The organism is Salmonella sp. NW645 (assembly GCF_051703725.1).
Lineage (GTDB): Bacteria > Pseudomonadota > Gammaproteobacteria > Enterobacterales > Enterobacteriaceae > Salmonella > Salmonella enterica.
On sequence record NZ_JAMMKR010000001.1, the window covers coordinates 658,503 to 677,019 of the forward strand.

17 protein-coding genes and 1 riboswitch are annotated in these 18,517 nt (G+C 50.4%); of the genes, 7 read left to right on the plus strand and 10 right to left on the minus strand.

Going from position 1 to position 18,517, the window contains the following annotated elements; genetic code table 11:
- Positions 1-196: 196 nt before the first annotated feature.
- Positions 197-1,096, plus strand: a complete 900-nt coding sequence (yegS, locus tag NA389_RS03390; RefSeq protein ID WP_079917086.1) for a lipid kinase YegS — start codon at positions 197-199, stop codon at positions 1,094-1,096.
- A 52-nt stretch (positions 1,097-1,148) separates the two neighbouring features.
- On the opposite strand, the gene fbaB is transcribed toward yegS, so the two are convergent.
- Positions 1,149-2,201 (minus strand): class I fructose-bisphosphate aldolase, encoded by a 1,053-nt coding sequence (gene fbaB / locus NA389_RS03395; protein ID WP_000129590.1) that lies wholly within the window; start codon positions 2,199-2,201, stop codon positions 1,149-1,151.
- A 253-nt stretch (positions 2,202-2,454) separates the two neighbouring features.
- Here fbaB and NA389_RS03400 point away from each other — a divergent pair, with 253 nt between their 5' ends.
- From NA389_RS03400 to NA389_RS03410, 3 genes are read left to right on the plus strand one after another with little or no spacing between them, the layout of a single operon-like run.
- Entirely contained in the window at positions 2,455-3,726 is a 1,272-nt protein-coding gene (locus NA389_RS03400) for a nucleoside permease (protein WP_000858699.1), read from the plus strand.
- Positions 3,723-4,727: an ADP-ribosylglycohydrolase family protein gene (locus NA389_RS03405; RefSeq protein WP_000642793.1), complete on the plus strand. Its 1,005-nt coding sequence runs from the start codon at positions 3,723-3,725 to the stop codon at positions 4,725-4,727. The genes NA389_RS03400 and NA389_RS03405 overlap by 4 nt, the downstream gene beginning before the upstream one ends.
- A complete protein-coding gene (locus NA389_RS03410) occupies positions 4,724-5,689 on the plus strand; it encodes a PfkB family carbohydrate kinase (RefSeq protein WP_001012674.1) in 966 nt (321 codons plus the stop codon). The genes NA389_RS03405 and NA389_RS03410 overlap by 4 nt, the downstream gene beginning before the upstream one ends.
- Here the strand turns inward: NA389_RS03410 and NA389_RS03415 are convergent.
- Genes NA389_RS03415 through thiM form a run of 3 tightly spaced genes read right to left on the minus strand, consistent with a single transcriptional unit; the run spans position 5,663 to position 8,029 of the window.
- Positions 5,663-6,409 carry a GntR family transcriptional regulator gene (locus NA389_RS03415; RefSeq protein WP_000434059.1) on the minus strand — a complete coding sequence of 249 codons (747 nt, stop codon included), beginning with the start codon at positions 6,407-6,409 and terminating at the stop codon, positions 5,663-5,665. The genes NA389_RS03410 and NA389_RS03415 overlap by 27 nt on opposite strands.
- A gap of 35 nt (positions 6,410-6,444) precedes the next feature.
- Positions 6,445-7,245, minus strand: a complete 801-nt coding sequence (gene thiD, locus NA389_RS03420; RefSeq protein WP_001188961.1) for a bifunctional hydroxymethylpyrimidine kinase/phosphomethylpyrimidine kinase — start codon at positions 7,243-7,245, stop codon at positions 6,445-6,447.
- Positions 7,232-8,029 (minus strand): hydroxyethylthiazole kinase, encoded by a 798-nt coding sequence (gene thiM / locus NA389_RS03425; protein ID WP_001182170.1) that lies wholly within the window; start codon positions 8,027-8,029, stop codon positions 7,232-7,234. Before thiM ends, thiD begins: the two co-directional genes overlap by 14 nt.
- A 31-nt stretch (positions 8,030-8,060) precedes the next feature.
- Positions 8,061-8,157: riboswitch (TPP riboswitch) on the minus strand.
- A gap of 281 nt (positions 8,158-8,438) precedes the next feature.
- On the opposite strand from thiM, the gene rcnB reads away from it, so the two are divergent.
- Positions 8,439-8,753, plus strand: coding sequence for a Ni(II)/Co(II) efflux transporter accessory subunit RcnB (gene rcnB, locus NA389_RS03430; RefSeq protein WP_000837534.1), 315 nt, complete (start codon positions 8,439-8,441; stop codon positions 8,751-8,753).
- 41 nt (positions 8,754-8,794) lie between these two features.
- On the opposite strand, the gene NA389_RS03435 is transcribed toward rcnB, so the two are convergent.
- From NA389_RS03435 to apbC, 6 genes are all read right to left on the minus strand, one after another.
- On the minus strand, positions 8,795-9,802 hold the full coding sequence (locus NA389_RS03435) for a fimbrial protein (protein WP_001269810.1): 1,008 nt from the start codon (positions 9,800-9,802) through the stop codon (positions 8,795-8,797).
- A gap of 8 nt (positions 9,803-9,810) precedes the next feature.
- A complete protein-coding gene (locus tag NA389_RS03440; protein WP_000945355.1) occupies positions 9,811-12,291 on the minus strand; it encodes a fimbrial biogenesis outer membrane usher protein in 2,481 nt (826 codons plus the stop codon).
- A 12-nt stretch (positions 12,292-12,303) separates the two neighbouring features.
- Positions 12,304-12,984, minus strand: coding sequence for a fimbria/pilus periplasmic chaperone (locus tag NA389_RS03445; RefSeq protein WP_000734581.1), 681 nt, complete (start codon positions 12,982-12,984; stop codon positions 12,304-12,306).
- A 46-nt stretch (positions 12,985-13,030) separates the two neighbouring features.
- Entirely contained in the window at positions 13,031-13,576 is a 546-nt protein-coding gene (locus NA389_RS03450; protein ID WP_000830494.1) for a fimbrial protein, read from the minus strand.
- A 278-nt stretch (positions 13,577-13,854) separates the two neighbouring features.
- The gene (locus NA389_RS03455; RefSeq protein ID WP_001543027.1) at positions 13,855-14,136 is read right to left on the minus strand and encodes a DUF2574 family protein; all 282 of its coding nucleotides are present in this window, start codon (positions 14,134-14,136) and stop codon (positions 13,855-13,857) included.
- 266 nt (positions 14,137-14,402) lie between these two features.
- A complete protein-coding gene (gene apbC / locus NA389_RS03460) occupies positions 14,403-15,512 on the minus strand; it encodes an iron-sulfur cluster carrier protein ApbC (protein ID WP_001005427.1) in 1,110 nt (369 codons plus the stop codon).
- 164 nt (positions 15,513-15,676) lie between these two features.
- Between apbC and metG the strand changes: the two genes are divergently transcribed.
- A complete protein-coding gene (gene metG / locus NA389_RS03465; protein WP_438795982.1) occupies positions 15,677-17,710 on the plus strand; it encodes a methionine--tRNA ligase in 2,034 nt (677 codons plus the stop codon).
- 240 nt (positions 17,711-17,950) lie between these two features.
- Positions 17,951-18,409 carry a YehR family lipoprotein gene (locus NA389_RS03470; protein ID WP_000703136.1) on the plus strand — a complete coding sequence of 153 codons (459 nt, stop codon included), beginning with the start codon at positions 17,951-17,953 and terminating at the stop codon, positions 18,407-18,409.
- Positions 18,410-18,517: the final 108 nt, after the last annotated feature.

Sequence of the window (18,517 nt, forward strand, 5' to 3'; positions counted from 1 at the left end):
TCAATGCGCATACCGGCATCTCTCTTGTCGCCATTTGTCTTAAACCATGCTTCGCTTACCGCTGCGTACAGCAGGAAGAAAAACGGTAAAGCAATAAGTGCGCAACATTTCAATTTTCATCCTGTTCTGACCTCGCTTTTTCATTTCTGCTATACACTTTCTGGAGATTGTTGTTCAACTTATTAAGGCATAACGGATGGCTAACTTTCCCGCCAGCTTACTGATCCTCAATGGCAAAAGCGCTGATAACCAGCCGCTACGTGAGGCCATTACTCTACTTCGCGACGAAGGTATACAGATTCACGTTCGGGTAACCTGGGAAAAAGGCGACGTGCAGCGTTACGTTGATGAAGCCCGTAGACTGGGCGTTGAAACGGTGATTGCCGGCGGCGGAGACGGTACCATTAATGAAGTGTCGACCGCGCTCATCCAGATCCGCGACGGCGTAGCCCCTGCACTGGGCCTTTTGCCGCTCGGCACTGCCAACGATTTTGCCACCAGCGCCGGTATTCCTGAAGCGCTGGACAAAGCGCTGAAACTGGCGATTGCCGGAAACGCGATGGAAATTGATATGGCCAGGGTCAATGATAAAACCTGTTTTATCAATATGGCGACGGGCGGTTTTGGCACCCGCATTACCACCGAAACGCCGGAAAAACTTAAAGCCGCGTTGGGCGGCGTCTCCTATCTTATTCACGGTCTGATGAGAATGGATACGCTGACCCCTGACCGCTGCGAAATACGTGGCGAAAACTTTCACTGGCAGGGAGATGCGCTGGTGATCGGCATCGGCAACGGTCGTCAGGCCGGCGGCGGGCAGCAATTATGTCCCACCGCGCTGATTAACGACGGACTGTTACAGCTACGGATTTTTACTGGCGAAGAGCTGCTGCCGGCGCTGTTTTCCACGCTCACGCAGTCAGATGACAATCCGAATATTATTGACGGCGCCTCGGCGTGGTTTGATATTCATGCGCCGCATGAAATCACGTTTAATCTGGATGGCGAACCACTCAGCGGACAAGAATTTCATATTGAGGTGCTACCTGGCGCATTACGCTGTCGGCTGCCGCCAGACTGCCCGTTGCTACGTTAATAACACCTGTCGCTGGCCGGATGCGCTCACATCCGGCTTTTCTTCGTTAAACTCAGGCGATGGTGACTTTGCTATCCAGATAGACATCCTGTACGGCGTTAATCAACTTCACGCCATCAGCCATCGATTTCTTAAAGGCTTTACGTCCCAGAATTAGCCCCATTCCACCAGCTCGTTTGTTGATCACCGCGGTACGAACCGCGTCGCCGAGATCAGTGTCGCCGCCGTCCGCGCCGCCGGAGTTGATAAGCCCGGCGCGTCCCATATAGCAGTTCGCCAACTGGTAACGTACCAAATCAATCGGGTTATCGCTGGTCAGTTTGCTGTACACGCGATCGTCGGTATAGCCGAAGTTGACCGCTTTATAACCGCCATTATTCTCGGCCATTTTCTGTTTCACAATATCCGCGCCAATCGTAGCGGCCAGATGGTTGGCTTGCCCCGTCAGGTCAGCGGATACATGGTAATCGACGCCGTCTTTTTTAAAGGAAGAATTACGCAGGTAAGCCCACAATACGGTCACCATACCCAGCTCATGCGCACGCTCAAAAGCGGCGGAGATCTCTTCAATCTGGCGACGAGACTGTTCCGAACCGAAATAGATCGTCGCGCCTACCGCCACGGCGCCCATATTGAACGCCTGCTCAACGCTGGCGTACAGGGTCTGATCGTACTCTGTCGGATAGCTCAATGTTTCGTTGTGATTCAGTTTGACCAAAAACGGAATACGGTGCGCATAACGCCGTGAAACCGAGGCCAGTACGCCGTAGGTAGAGGCCACGCAGTTACAGCCGGCCTCAATCGCCAATTCAACAATGTTTTTTGGGTCAAAGTAGCGCGGGTTGGCCGCAAAAGAAGCGCCGGCGGAGTGCTCCACCCCCTGATCGACGGGCAGTATCGAAAGGTATCCTGTTCCCGCCAGGCGACCAGTATTATAGAGCGTCTGCATATTACGCAGAACGGCTGGTGGACGATTATTGTCAATCATCACCCGGTCAACGTAATCCTTGCCGGGTAGATAAAGCTGATCGGACGGAATGGTCATACAACGATGCTGTAAAAGGCTGTCGGCGTCTTTGCCAAGCAACTGCGCAATATCAGTCATAGCTATGCTCCCGTAAGTTCCGATAGGGTATCGGAAGGTGAATAGTCCTGTCCCGCAGATTGCGGGTCGCAATAAGCCTGGTACTGACCGACCATTTTTGCCAACTTTAGCGCATTTTTTCGGCGCTATCTGCTGACTCGATTCACGTCCGAAAAAGTGTTAGATCGGTCAAAATTAATGCTCATTGGTATTTAAAAGGTATTATTAAATGGTATTGTCATGGCGTACCTTACCTGTCATGAAGGATTCAAAAATGAAAACGACCTTTAAACTGTCGTTCATGATGTTCGTGGAGTGGTTTATCTGGGGCGCCTGGTTCGTCCCCCTGTGGCTATGGCTAAATAAAAGCGGGTTTTCCGCCGGTGAAATAGGCTGGTCTTATGCCTGTACCGCCATTGCGGCGATCCTGTCGCCGATTCTGGTCGGCTCCGTTACCGACCGTTTTTTCTCAGCGCAAAAAGTTCTGGCGGTACTGATGTTTGCAGGCGCCGTGCTGATGTATTTCGCGGCGCAGCAAACCACCTTTGTCGGATTCTTTCCGCTGCTTCTGGCCTATTCATTGACCTATATGCCGACCATCGCGCTGACAAACAGCATTGCCTTCGCTAACGTACCGGATGTTGAACGCGATTTTCCACGCATTCGCGTTATGGGAACCATTGGGTGGATTGCCTCCGGCCTCGCCTGTGGATTCCTGCCGCAAATGTTAGGCTATAACGATATTTCCCCCACCAACATTCCACTGCTCATAACCGCCGCAAGTTCAGCGTTGCTGGGCGTATTTGCGTTCTGTCTGCCAGACACGCCGCCAAAAAGCACCGGCAAGATGGATATTAAAGTGATGCTGGGGCTGGATGCGCTGGTCCTGCTGCGCGATAAAAACTTTCTCGTTTTCTTCTTCTGTTCCTTCCTGTTTGCGATGCCGCTGGCCTTCTACTACATCTTCGCTAACGGCTATCTGACAGAAGTGGGAATGAAAAACGCCACCGGCTGGATGACGCTCGGCCAGTTCTCTGAAATCTTCTTTATGCTGGCTCTGCCCTTTTTCACTAAGCGCTTTGGTATTAAAAAGGTATTATTGCTTGGTCTTATTACCGCCGCGATCCGCTACGGCTTTTTTGTCTATGGCGGCGCGGAGACGTACTTCACTTACGCCCTGCTGTTCCTCGGTATTTTGCTGCACGGCGTAAGTTACGATTTCTACTACGTCACCGCCTACATTTATGTCGATAAAAAAGCGCCGGTTCATATGCGTACCGCTGCGCAAGGGCTTATCACCCTCTGCTGTCAGGGATTCGGCAGCCTGCTGGGCTATCGCCTCGGCGGCGTGATGATGGAAAAAATGTTTGCTTATCCGCAACCGGTTAACGGTCTGACATTCAACTGGGCGGGCATGTGGACGTTTGGCGCAGTGATGATTGCCGTCATCGCGCTACTGTTTATGATTTTCTTTCGCGAATCGAACAAAGAGATCACTGCTATTGACGATCGCGATATTGCGTTGACACAAGGGGAAGTAAAATGAAAGCAGAACGTATTCTCGGTGCTCTTTACGGGCAAGCGTTAGGGGATGCGATGGGAATGCCCTCTGAGCTGTGGCCGAGAACGCGCGTCAAAGCGCATTTCGGCTGGATTGACCGCTTTCTGCCCGGGCCAAAAGAGAATAATGCCGCCTGCTATTTTAACCGCGCGGAGTTTACGGATGATACCGCAATGGCGCTCTGCCTGGCCGACGCGCTACTCGAATGCGAAGGCAACATTGATCCCGAGATTATTGGACGTAACATCCTCGCCTGGGCGGAACGCTTTGATGCGTTCAATAAAAATGTACTCGGCCCGACGTCAAAAATTGCGCTGAATGCGATTCGCGACGGCAAACCCATCGCGGCGCTGGAAAACAACGGCGTGACTAACGGCGCGGCCATGCGCGTTTCGCCGTTGGGCTGCCTGTTGCCACCAACTAACCTGACAGCCTTTATAGCAGAAGTAGCGTTAGCCTCCAGCCCGACGCATAAATCCGATCTGGCGGTGGCTGGCGCCGTGGTTGTCGCCTGGGCCGTCTCGCGAGCGGTTAACGGCGACACGTGGCAAAGTATTGCCGACTCGCTCCCCGCCGTCGCCCATCAGGCGCAGACAGCGCGTATTACCACGTTTAGCGCCTCGCTATCGGCACGTCTGGAACTGGCGCTAAACATTGTCCGCCACGCCGACGGCGTCGAATCTGCCAGCGAACAGCTCTATCAGATCATCGGCGCGGGAACCAGCACCATTGAATCGGTTCCCTGCGCTATCGCCATGGTGGAACTGGCGAATACCGATCCTAACCGCTGTGCCGTGCTGTGCGCTAACCTCGGCGGCGATACCGACACTATCGGCGCGATGGCTACCGCCATTTGCGGCGCGTTGCACGGGGTAAGCGCCATTAACCCCCAGTTAAAGCAAACGCTGGACGAGGTTAATCAGCTGGATTTTGCGCGCTATGCCGTTGCGCTGGCGAGTTATCGTCAACGGCGGGAGGCACTATGAACGGCGCACGGTTGCAGACATTATTACCGACCCTGCATACCCGGCGTCCGCTCACCGTTATCGGCGCGGCAGTGATCGATATCATTGCCGACGCCTGGACGTTGCCGCGTCGCGGAGGCGATATTGAACTGCAACAACAGAGCGTCAATGTCGGCGGCTGTGCGCTGAATATTGCCGTGGCGCTGAAACGACTGGGGATTGACGCCAGCAATGCGCTGCCGCTGGGCCAGGGCGTGTGGGCGGAGAGGATTCGCCGCCGTCTGGCAAAAGAGGGATTATCCAGCGTGATTGACGCGGTTGAAGGAGATAACGGCTGGTGTCTGGCGTTAGTCGAACCGGATGGCGAACGCACGTTTATGTCTTTTAGCGGCGTGGAAAACCAGTGGAATGCGGACTGGCTGTCGCAGCTCAGGACACCGCGGGGCAGTCTTGTCTACCTGTCCGGCTATCAACTGGCCTCGTCCTGTGGCGAACCACTGATCCAGTGGCTGGAAACCGTCGACGATGTAACGCCTTTTATCGATTTTGGCCCACGAATCGGTGATATTACAGACGATACAATGGCGCGCATTATGGCCTGCCGACCCATCGTCTCCCTCAATCGCCAGGAAGGCATCATCGCCGCGGAACGCGCCGGGCTTGCGACCGATACGCGCACTTTCGGCGAAGCATGGGTAAACCGCTTTTCCGCGCCGCTGGTGGTGCGCCACGATAAAGACGGAGCGTGGTATTTTAGCGCGCAATCTTCCGGCGTTGTGCCAGCGTTTCCGACAACCGTGGTGGATACCATCGGCGCGGGCGACAGCCATGCCGGCGGCGTGCTGGCAGGACTAGCGTCAGGCTGGCCGCTCGCGGATGCCGTACTGCTGGGAAATGCGGTGGCGAGCTGGGTGGTCGGGCATCGCGGCGGCGACTGCGCGCCCACACGCGAGGCGCTACTCCTCGCACACAAAAACGTATAGGTCGCTACGACAATAACTGATGCTGTATTCAATAGGCCGCTGCTGCTGATCGAGCGCCACCTGCTTAATCACCAGCACCGGCACTTTACCATCCATTTGAATATGCGACTGAAACTCATCATCCGGCATCCGGGCGCTGACGCGAGATCGGGTACGCTGAGGGTAAATGTGCTGGCGACGAAAATAGTCATACAGCGAAATGCCAATCGCGTCGACATCATGAATCAGATGCGCGGGCACCCAGGACTCTTCAATCGATACCGCGTCCTCATCAACATAACGAATGCGTTTGAGTAAAAAGACGTCGCTGCCTGCGGGGATCGCCAGGTGCTGCGCGATCTCATCCGGACAACTTACCACGCGTTTGTTAACCCATAGCGTATCCGGTTTTTTGCCGCGCAAGACAACCTGCTGAGAAAATCCCCGCGCCTCTTTCAGAGAATATTCAAAGATATTATTGATTTGCGTACCGTAGCCACGGGCGCGCGTGACGACACCCTCTTCTTCCAGCGCCTGCATCGCTTTCCGTACCGTGATGCGCGAGACGCCGGTAAGCTGGCTGAGATCGCGTTCGCCAGGCAAAATATTACCGTGCTCAAGAATACCGCTGCGCACGGCATCCTTTACCGTCTGGGCGAATTTCATGTATAGCGGCGTATTATCCGCCGCTGAAATTCGTTCATTCAGTTGCGCGATGAGCCGGGTATGCGCTTGTTCCATTTATCTTTCCTGACGACGGGTCTGTAGGCAGTATACTACCACCACGCGTGGAAATGATGTACCGGACCAATGCCCTTCCCCACTTCCAGCGTGTCCGCCTGCGCCAACGCCGCCGAAAGCCATGCCTTCGCCTCGTTTACCGTCTCTCCCCAACTGCGATGCCGGGGCCGTAACGCCGCCAGCGCCGCCGACAGCGTACAGCCCGTCCCATGCGTATTTTTGGTGTTCACACGCGGCGCGCTAAAACGTTGCTCGCCCTCACGGGTAAAGAGCCAGTCCGGGCTTTGCGCATCCTCTAAATGCCCGCCTTTCATTAATACCGCTTCACACCCCATCGCCAGTAACGCCCGCCCCTGCGCCAGCATCTCCTGTTCCGTACGCGCATGGGGCGCATCCAGCAACGCTGCGGCTTCCGGCAAATTAGGCGTAATCAGCGATACCTGCGGCAACAGCCGGACGCGTAATGTTTCTATCGCAGAGGGCGAGAGCAACGGATCGCTGCTTTTCGCCAGCATCACCGTATCCAGCACCACATTACGTACATGATGGCGCTGTAGTCGTTCCGCCACGGCCTCGACAATATCGGTTTCCGCCAGCATCCCGATTTTCGTGGTATCAATGCGCACATCGCTGAGCACGGAATCAAGTTGAGCGGCGACAAAGTCCGGCTCTATCCGGTACACCGACTGTACGCCACAGGTATTTTGCGCCACCAGCGCGGTGATGACCGAACAGCCATATGCGCCCAGCGCGGAAAAAGTCTTAAGATCCGCCTGGATACCGGCCCCGCCGCTGGGATCGGTGCCAGCAATCGTCAGCGCGTTAATTCGTTGCATTGGCCGCCTCCACATCCAGATGATAGAGCGCATCAAGAAAAGCCGGGATGAAGCTACCCGGTCCTTCGCTACGCTCTGCCGCGGTCTGTCCAGCCAGTTTCATCCAGCAGCAGGCCGACGCGACATTGTCCAGCGCGGTGCCCGGTAACGCGCAACTGGCGGCGACGACCGCCGACAACGCGCAGCCGGTGCCTACAATGCGAGTCATTAACGGATCGCCGCCGGGAATGCTCAGCGTGCGCTGACCATTAGTGACGTAATCTACCTCGCCGGTGACCACCACGATGCAGTCTATCTGACGCGCCAGCGCCTGCGCCGCAGGCAGTGCGGCCAACGCCGCTTCGGTGGTATCTACGCCGCGTCCGCCCAGCGCCATGCCGGCTAACGCCAGGATTTCCGAGGCGTTGCCGCGTATTGCCGCCGGGCGCAGGGACAAGAGATCCAGGCAAAATCGCCGACGAAATTCCAGCGCGCCTACTGCGACAGGATCAAGCGTCCACGGCGTTTTGGCATCATAAGCGCTTTCTACCGCCGCACGCATCGCTTCAGCGCGTGAGGCGGTTAATGTTCCGACATTAACCAGCAAGGCGTTGGCGATGGCGGCAAACGGTCTGGCCTCGACAGGATCAATCACCATGGCGGGTGAAGCGCCCAGCGCCAGCAACGTATTGGCGGTAAACGTTTGTACGACGTCATTCGTCATACAGTGCGTAAGCGGGGAGAGCGCGCGAAAGTGTTTTAACGTATGCGCCGCAAGCGTGCGGCAGTGCAGGTCAGGCTGCATGGTTCAGCTCCTGCCCGCGTGAAGAAGGGACACGAGCAGTGTCAGACTTCCCTACGCTGGCATTATCCAGATCAGGTGGTACGGGTATTTCTCAGCCTTCACAAAGAAGGGCACCCCGAGTCGTCAAGCCCCACCGTGTTAAGCGGGGTTTCGCTATTAAGCATACTGTCTGCGCCAGACAATGTAAATTTACAGCCAACGGCGGACGATAATTTCAGCGTTATCAGATAGTTCTCAAAACCTATTCGGTTCTGGCAAACTTGCTGGCGGATATGTTGCTGCACGACGCTTTCGTTTACACTTTTTACGAAAAGGGGCGTGAGATAACAAAATAGCGCTTGTCAGATACGCCACCAGCAGAAATGATACACACGATGTTAACTGACCCGCATATGTGGAGGGTAAAAGTATGAAAAGTAAGTTGCTGCCTTGCGCGCTGTTGCTTGCAACCAGTTTTGCATGGGCCGCCCCCGCGACAACGGGCATTGATCAATATGAGTTAAAAAGTTTTATCGCCGACTTCACCCACTTCAAGCCCGGCGATACCGTTCCGCAGATGTACCGCACCGATGAGTATAATATTAAACAGTGGAAATTACGTAATCTGCCCGCGCCAGATGCCGGTACTCACTGGACCTATATGGGCGGCGCGTATGTACTGATTAACGATACCGATGGAAAAATCATCAAAGCCTATGATGGCGAGATTTTTTATCATCGATAAAAAAGCACACTCTCCGTTAAGGAGAGTGTGCTTAGCATTGATTACTGATAACTTGTAATAATATAAACACTACTTTTTACATTGCCCGGTTGGACGTTACCATATTTATAGTATTGTACACCCAGCTTCAGTTCTGAAGCTTCAGTCATTTCTTTATTATACCCTAACAGTTGCCTTTTCTCATCAGAGTTTACATGAATAAGGTTATCATTAAGGAAAATTTTAAACCCAACATTTTTTGCACTATCGGCGCTTGTTAATTCATTTGCCAAATAATCTCCATTGGTTGCTGAAACGGCAGAAAAATGATAATTTACAATACTTGTCGTCATTCCCAGCCCTCCATCACATGTAAATTTCAGTGCATCAGGAAAGTATTCGACCTGAGCATTACCAGCCAACAGATCACTTAATGAAATAGGAGGCAATGTAATCTCATTATTAGACAAAGAACATGTTGTCTTAGTAAAAAATATTTTTATCGGCACTTTAAAACTATATTCATGATTGGTGTTATCATGAGCACAAATAACTGCACCATGACAATCCAATGGTTTAACTTTGATATAATTTCCTAACAAAAAAGCTTCACCTGCAGATTTGGCTTCAATACTATTATCATCTGCCTCCACTTTTACCACCTTAGCCAACACCTTGTATTTTAAGTTATTGTTTAGTTTACTGGCTTGAGAAGTCTCATTGGCTTTTTGTTTTCCTGTTTGGCTACCGTCAACAAACAATGTCACATCAACATACAACCTATGTCCGCTACCATCATTTATTTTATATCTTACAGTCTCCCCATTACCACTTGAATACGTTGTCTTAAAGCGGTTTTCTACAGCAGTCCCTCCCATACAATGGAATCCAGAGAAAGAATCTGGAAATACCATTGATACTTCTTTTTCAAAAACATTCTTGCTATCTAATTTAATTTCAATTACATCCTCTATTTTTGTATTGCTAGCAGATTCCGGATTTATAATATAACAATACGCTTGCAAATTTGAAGATATAAAAATCATAAACAACATCAATAAATATCTCATGACATTCCTCACCGACAAATATAAACTTTACTTTCATCAATCGTTTTGCCGAAAGTGATTGAGCATGAAAGTCCCTGTTGTTTATCAATCGCCACATTTATTTCCGGCGGTACTTCATTGGTGCGAATAAAGAGCTGGCTTCCCTGGCCTACCACGCCAATATTATGTCCATGAATATCATCTACTTCGTAACCAAAGGTCAGCGGTGAACCATCGGGACGCTGCGCCCGGATATACCAAGGTTTACGTTGGTCGGTATCAAACGTCGCCAGAACGACTGCCCCCCGATATGGGGCTGTATTACGCCGATTCCCTTGCAGATCGGTTTCACTATTAGTGTTGGAAACATCCAGCATCAAGTGGTTTTCACGATACGGCGTTAAACCATCGTAGACCACCACGCCATTACGGTTGGTGGTACGGTATTTCTGCCCGTTCACATACGCCCCTTCCAGACCCGGCGCATGCATCACGGCAAACGTTTCCGACAGTCGGTTGGCTAAATTCACGCCCCCAGACCAGGCCACCAGCCCCCCGGAAATACTGCCGCCAGTTTGTGTATATTTAGACGACTGACTATAGCTGCCGTTAAGCGTCGCAACTGGCGCATTCCACGTCAGATTTCCGCCAGCCGTTGTCTCGCTGTCCTGCCGTTGATGGCTGAGATTCACCCCATAGTTAAACTGATCGCGACTGCCTGCGGTGCCGGAAAGCCCGGTATTATTTGACGCAAAACCGTCATCATCAAAGGTCGTTGAGTTAGACACATACAAATGCCTGCGCGGAGCGCTAATATCATCTCCCCAATCGAACGGAATAGAGATAAAGACGTTAAAACGCTTATCTTCGTGATGATCTTCATCGTAAGTCTGGCTGGCGGAAAAGGTATAGCTAATCCGTTGCCAGCTATTGGAATAGCTCAGCTGATAATCTTTACTGTTACCGCTACGCCCCCAATAATCACGCCACAGCGTGCTCAAAGATACAGAGCCCCAGCCCTGCGGCAAAGATTGGCTGACGTTCGCCGAAAAACTGTTCTTACGACCAAAATCGTTCTGATAATAATCCGCAATGTCGTACACATCATTTTCATCACGATCATAGCTGTCTTTGTTATTGGCCCAAACGTGATCGTTAAACGTTCGGTAATCTCGTGACGAGTAACGATAGGCAGCAAGCCCAAAACGGGTGGCGGTTTGCGTCAAATACTTGTTATAGGCAATCTGGTAACTTTGCCCGTCAAACACATCACCATTGTCTTGCTTGCTATGCGATTGTGTCATATCGACGGAAATCGCGCCGATACGCGTATTCCAGCCAGTACCCAACGTAAATGCATTGTAGTTATCCGCCAGCATGGTGCCGCCGTACAGCGTTAAGAGATTATTCAGCCCGTATTGGTAGCTCATCTGCGCAAAATCGGTCTGGTTGCTGGCGCCTTCGATATGGCTACGCCCTGCCGCAAAATCATATTTTGAAACACCCGGCTGCAACATATTGGGCACCGCAGCATAGGGCACCAGATAGGTTGTTACCGATCCGTCAGCCTCTTTGATGCTAACATCAAGATCCGCACCGCCGCCTGCCAACTGTAAATCCGCAATAGAGAACGGGCCTGGCGGAACCTCTTTCTGGTAAACCACAAAACCGTTCTGTTCGATGGTGACCAGCGCGTTACTTTGCGCAATCCCCTGCACCAGCGGCGTAAAATTCTGTTTTGAGTTCGGCAGCATCTGCATATCGCGATACAGCCGTACGCCACGAAAACGCACCGCATCAAAAATATCTGATGAGGTATACATATCCCCGGCACGCAGAGTGCCCAGAATTTGTGGGATGCCGCGCTCCAGATACAGGGTGTTGCTTTTCCACTCCCCGCTGCTGTCATCGGTTTTGTTATAGCTGGCATCGGAATGCAGCTGCCAGCCCAGCAGGTTTAACCCGCTGGTGAAACGCGCGTAGGTACTTTTACTGTTGCCAGAATCCTTATAGTCGCTGTAATACTGGCTGGCATAGTACGAGGTATAGAAGGCATTAATGCCACGATCCCAGTTTTCCGGAGGAACATACCCTTGCTCAAGTTCATCGACAAACGCCTGCGGAACGCTAAGATCCAGACGAAACGTGCCAATATTCCAGGCATAACTGCCCCCTTGTACCGCCTGCTTCAAGGTTGGGCATTCATTCTGCTTGTCCAACGCTTGTATATTTATCCCCAGACGCGTTAATGCATCGCGGGATAAACAGGTGTCATCCGGATTATCCTTAACAGTAATATCATACTTACCACGCCACTGCTTATTGACGTAGATGTCAATATCATATTGGCCTGGCAGGGGTTGGTTATCATCGAGGCGAAAATCAGAAACCCTCTCACCTTTCATTCCACCCATCATAAAATTTGTATCAAACGTTTCTTCTGCGGCATGGGCGTCAATGCCGAGTAGCAACAGTAATACCGCCGAAGCAATCGGAGTCATCCTTAACATAACCAGCTCCTGTTATTTTAAGCTGACGTTATCGCTAATATAATTACCGTGATCGTCAATAATGGTCATTTTATACTGATTGGCATTAGCACTTTTTAATGCCACCTCTGCACTGGAGAGCGGTGCAAGCATAATACTTTCGTTATTTATTTTAACACCATTAACTTTAACTTCTATTATCGTGACCCAATTAGCTGTATCATTCTGAATAGAATAACTATTAGCAGTACGTTTCATGGACAGTTTCTGAAAAGTACCTCTATTAACTGGGGCAATTCCTTTAGGCCGATAGAATAATTTGATGCGATTCTGCATTGCAAATTTCAATACATTTTTACCGGTACTATTTGGATTGTTTGGTGGAATATCCAGCACGTTGAGATAAAACAAACTTTCTTTATTATTTGGTAGCATATTTGGCATTTTTTTAATTTTAATCTGCTGACCTGAATCCCCAGCCACCTTCGCAACAGGAGGTGTTAGCAAAAATGGAACCTTAATCTTTTCCGGTGGTAACGATGTATCTCCATCATCAATCCACGACTGAACCAATGAAGAACGCCCACCCTGATTCATTAACTGCACCAGTACTTCATTTTTCTCTGCTGGATAGATAATGCGAGTACCGTAAATAACCACACCGGCATTTGCCGTTGAAACGAAGAACAGCGAAAAAAAAAGAAGTTTTTTCATGGGTAACTACCTTATAAAAGGCCGGCAGGTTATGCCGGCCTACAAATCAATTATATGCAGCTTGCAGTGTTACGGTAGCGTTCACATCCCCTGACGTTACTGCGTCAGTACCTTGCTTAGCATAATAAACATCCAGTGGAATCGTATAGATCTTATCTGAGTCAAAATCTGTGGCTCCCACGATGATATTATTTGAGCTATGATCAACAGCTTTGTTTTTATATTTCAAAGCAAAACCGACACCTTTAGCACCATCAGGTAACGTATTTCCAATTACACCTTCAGCATCTAAAGTTGGTGCCTTGACAGTAATATTCAGACTTTTTCCTTCTTCAATACCTGGGCAGTAAATTTTGAGATGTGTGGTCTGTTCCGTGATTGGTGTATAAACCGAACCGGGACTCATCGTATCAAATACATTAGTTTCAACCTGACTTAACACCACATCCTCTGAATTATTTCCTGACACAAACTGGCATGATGTTCCAACTACTGTGCCAATAATGTTTAAAGTTCCGGTATCTTCAGCAAACGCCCCAGCACTCATAAATACAGCAGACAGTACAGCAGCAGAAATAATTGAACGTTTCATAGTATCTTCCTTAATAAAATAATTTCTATTTGTTAAGAGGGTTAACTCTTGGATTTAAATTCGCACACCAAAAACGTTACTGCAATGTAAACGTGTTGTTTTATTGATTTAAAACAAGTTACAAATATCAATATAGTTGTAGCAAATAAGTGAAGGTGAGTACTATTTTAAAATTTAATAAATTAGCGTAATTAATTGACAACAATTATTTGTATCGCAAATAAAAAAGCCTCTATCATTCATTAAAATGATAGAGGCTTAATAAACAATATATTTTCTTAGTCGTAGCGATTTAACACTATCTGTCGTGTGGAATCCCCAGGAACAGCGACAATTTCAGTAACAATGCCTTGTGCAGGAGTGGGGGTAACATTGTTAATATCTGTATGATGAAGAGTCTGACCACATCGCTGCTGCACCGTATTATTCACAACATCAGTACTGCATGTTGGTTCAACAACCCTCCCGGTAATGGTTAAGGTTGCCGTATCAGAAGCCAAAGCCTGTAAACTCATTCCATAAGCCAGAGTTATAAATCCCAAGAATAAACTTTTCTTCATTGCGTTCATTATTCCTGTTTTAAGTGGAAAACAGCGTACAAGCCATTTTTCCGTTGAATTATGTATTAACGTCCCTGCTAAAACCAATTGGAATGGTAGATTAATGAGATAGGTTTGATCAATTCAAATGATGCATTGAGGCGAATTATTCAGAAAAAGACATGGATTATACAGGCAGGATAAACAATATTACGCAGCTTTTCCATTCAATATATTCACCGCATCAATATGTCATTGATACGGTGAATAATATTTAACGCCAGAAATTACACCGCGCGGAAGGCGATTTCTCCCGGAATCACTTCACCCTGCCAGTAAAGCTGTGCCGCAACGCGATCGGCCAGTTCGCGATAGATCGCGGTAAATTCGCTCTCCGGACGGCTAACCACCGTCGGCGTACCGCGATCGAGATCTTCGCGCAGACTAATATGCAGCGGCATCTGACCCAGAAGCTGAGTATGGTATTTTTCCGCCAGCTTCTGCGCGCCGCCCGTGCCGAAGATCGGTTCGTGATGGCCGCAATTGCTACAAATATGCATACTCATATTTTCCACAATGCCGAGCACCGGCACTTCCACCTTCTCGAACATCACGATACCTTTTTTGGCGTCGATTAGCGCGATATCCTGCGGCGTAGTCACCACCACCGCGCCGGTTACAGGAATGTTCTGCGCCAGCGTTAGCTGAATATCCCCGGTTCCCGGCGGCATATCCAGTACCAGATAATCCAGATCCGGCCACAGCGTCTCCTGCAACATCTGCATCAGCGCCTTACTGGCCATTGGGCCGCGCCATACCATCGCGTTATCGTCAGTCACCAGATAACCGATCGAGTTGGTCGCCAGGCCGTGAGACATAATCGGCGCCATATGCGTACCGTCTGGCGATGTCGGGCGCTGATCTTCTGCGCCAAGCATGGTTGGGATCGACGGGCCGTAAATATCGGCATCGAGAACCCCGACCTTTGCGCCTTCAGCCGCTAACGCCAGCGCCAGGTTTACCGCCGTGGACGATTTACCCACCCCGCCTTTACCGGAGCTCACGGCAATGATGTTTTTCACGCCATTAATGCCAGGCTGATTTTTGACGCGTTTCAGCGTCGCAATGTTGTACGACAGTTTCCAGTCGATCGCTTTTGCGCCTGTAATACGTAACAGATCGGCGCTGCATTGCTCTTTTAAGACCTCAAACGCGCTGTTCCAGACGAACGGCATGACCACCTCAACGTGCAGCGTATCATCCATCCAGGCGACGTGGTGCAACGCCTTAAGCGTGGTGAGGTTATGCTTCAGGGTTGGGTGCTGAAAATTCGCCAGCGTCCCGGCGACCATCGCTCGCAGGGTATCTGGTGATTTGGCCTGGGATTGTTCGTTCATCCCGACTCCTTTTGTAGTTCTGAAAAGTACGATTGTAACTTTGTAGTTTACTCCAGCGGTAACAATTATTCATTTACGGATAAATGCCCTTATCGCTTGGCGCAGTAATTACCATTTTGGTACTATCAAAGCCCTTTTTTACAACAGAAGAAGTAATACCCACTATGACTCAAGTCGCGAAGAAAATTCTGGTAACGTGCGCGCTGCCGTACGCCAACGGCTCTATCCACCTCGGCCATATGCTGGAGCACATCCAGGCTGATGTCTGGGTCCGTTACCAGCGAATGCGCGGCCATGAGGTTAACTTCATCTGTGCCGATGACGCTCATGGCACGCCGATCATGCTGAAAGCGCAGCAGCTTGGTATTACGCCGGAGCAAATGATCGGTGAAATGAGCCAGGAGCACCAGACCGATTTCGCCGGTTTTAATATTAGATACGACAACTACCACTCAACGCACAGCGACGAGAATCGCGAGCTGTCCGAGTTGATTTATACGCGCCTGAAAGAGAACGGTTTTATTAAGAACCGCACTATTTCTCAACTCTACGATCCGGAAAAAGGCATGTTCCTGCCGGACCGATTTGTGAAAGGCACCTGCCCGAAATGTAAATCCGCGGACCAGTACGGCGATAACTGTGAAGTCTGCGGCGCAACTTACAGCCCGACCGAACTTATAGAGCCGAAATCCGTGGTGTCCGGCGCGACGCCGGTAATGCGTGACTCCGAGCACTTTTTCTTTGACCTACCGTCATTCAGCGAAATGCTGCAGGCGTGGACCCGCAGCGGCGCGCTGCAGGAGCAGGTGGCGAATAAAATGCAGGAGTGGTTTGAATCCGGCCTGCAGCAGTGGGACATTTCCCGCGACGCGCCGTATTTTGGTTTCGAAATCCCGAACGCACCGGGCAAATATTTCTACGTCTGGCTGGACGCGCCGATTGGCTATATGGGCTCCTTCAAAAATCTGTGTGATAAGCGCGGTGACACGACCAGTTTTGATGAGTACTGGAAAAAAGACTCCGACGCCGAGCTGTACCACTTCATCGGCAAAGACATCGTCTATTTCCACAGCCTGTTCTGGCCTGCCATGCTGGAAGGCAGCCACTTCCGTAAGCCGACCAACCTGTTCGTTCACGGTTACGTGACGGTGAACGGCGCGAAGATGTCTAAGTCGCGCGGCACCTTTATTAAGGCCAGCACCTGGCTGAAACACTTTGACGCCGACAGCCTGCGCTACTACTACACCGCGAAGCTTTCTTCACGCATTGATGACATCGACCTGAACCTGGAAGACTTTGTCCAGCGCGTCAATGCCGATATCGTCAATAAAGTAGTCAATCTGGCCTCGCGTAACGCCGGTTTTATCAATAAGCGTTTCGACGGCGTGCTGGCGGCTGAACTGGCCGATCCGCAATTGTATAAAACCTTTACTGACGCCGCTGCGGTGATTGGCGAAGCATGGGAAAGCCGTGAATTCGGCAAAGCTATCCGTGAGATTATGGCGCTGGCCGACGTCGCTAACCGTTATGTTGACGAGCAAGCGCCGTGGGTGGTGGCTAAACAGGAAGGCCGCGACGCTGACCTGCAGGCCATTTGCTCGATGGGCATCAACCTGTTCCGCGTGCTGATGACGTATCTGAAACCGGTACTGCCGACGCTTTCTGAACGCGTTGAAGCCTTCCTGAACAGCGAACTGAACTGGGATGCCATCGAACAGCCGCTGCTCGGTCACAAGGTCAACACCTTTAAGGCGCTCTACAATCGCATCGACATGAAGCAAGTTGAAGCGCTGGTTGAAGCGTCTAAAGAAGAGGTGAAAGCCGCAGCTGCGCCGGTTACCGGCCCGTTAGCCGACTTCCCGATTCAGGAAACCATCACCTTTGACGATTTCGCCAAAATTGACCTGCGCGTAGCATTGATTGAAAACGCCGAGTTTGTGGAAGGCTCTGACAAATTGCTGCGTCTGACGCTGGATCTGGGCGGCGAGAAGCGTAACGTCTTCTCCGGCATTCGTTCCGCCTACCCGGACCCGCAGGCGCTGATTGGCCGCCAGACGGTAATGGTCGCCAACCTCGCGCCGCGCAAAATGCGCTTTGGCGTTTCCGAGGGAATGGTGATGGCCGCAGGCCCTGGCGGGAAAGATATCTTCCTGTTAAGCCCTGATGAGGGCGCGAAGCCTGGCCAGCAGGTGAAATAAGCAACAAGCCGGAGCATGCTCCGGCTTTTTTAACCGCTTAATCCTGACTGGCATATCGCCCCCTCCGCGCGTTTTAACTTTTTCCTTAATAAGCAATAGCGCTAAGACTCCATATCCGGACTGCTAAATAACGGCTAAAAGTCATATTCTATCCCTCCCTGATACATTGCTATTACTGGGTTAAATTAATTCATTGAAATTATTTTAAAAACCCAATCATTATATAAAATGGAGTTTTAGATGAAAATTTCTGGCAAGTTATTGTCCGCGGCTTTGGCTTCCGTACTGGTGTTCTCTCTTGCTGGCTGTGGCGATAAAGAAGAATCAAAGACCTTTAACGCAAACCTGGCGGGGACAGAAATTTCAATTACCTACACCTATAAAGGTGACAAAATCATTAAGCAGACGTCTGAAAGTAAAATCAGCTATGCCACTGTAGGCGCTAAAACGAAAGAAGATGCCGCCAAAATTCTCGATCCGCTGAGCGCGAAATATAAAAATATCGCCGGAGTGGAAGAAAAATTAACCTATGAAGATACCTATGCCCAGGAAAACGTCTCTGTGGATATGGAAAAAGTGGACTTTAAAGCGTTACAGGGAATCTCTGGGACAATGGTGTCCGGCGATACCAGCAAAGGTATCAGCATGAAACAAACCCAGACGCTGCTGGAAGCCGCTGGTTTTAAAGAAGCGAAATAACTGGCAGGCATAATGTATTGCATCGACTGATAAAGTCGCTCAGGGCGCTGCTTCGGCAGCGTCTTTTCTTTATGAATTCCGAAAAAAGACAGCCTCGCTGTAAGTCCC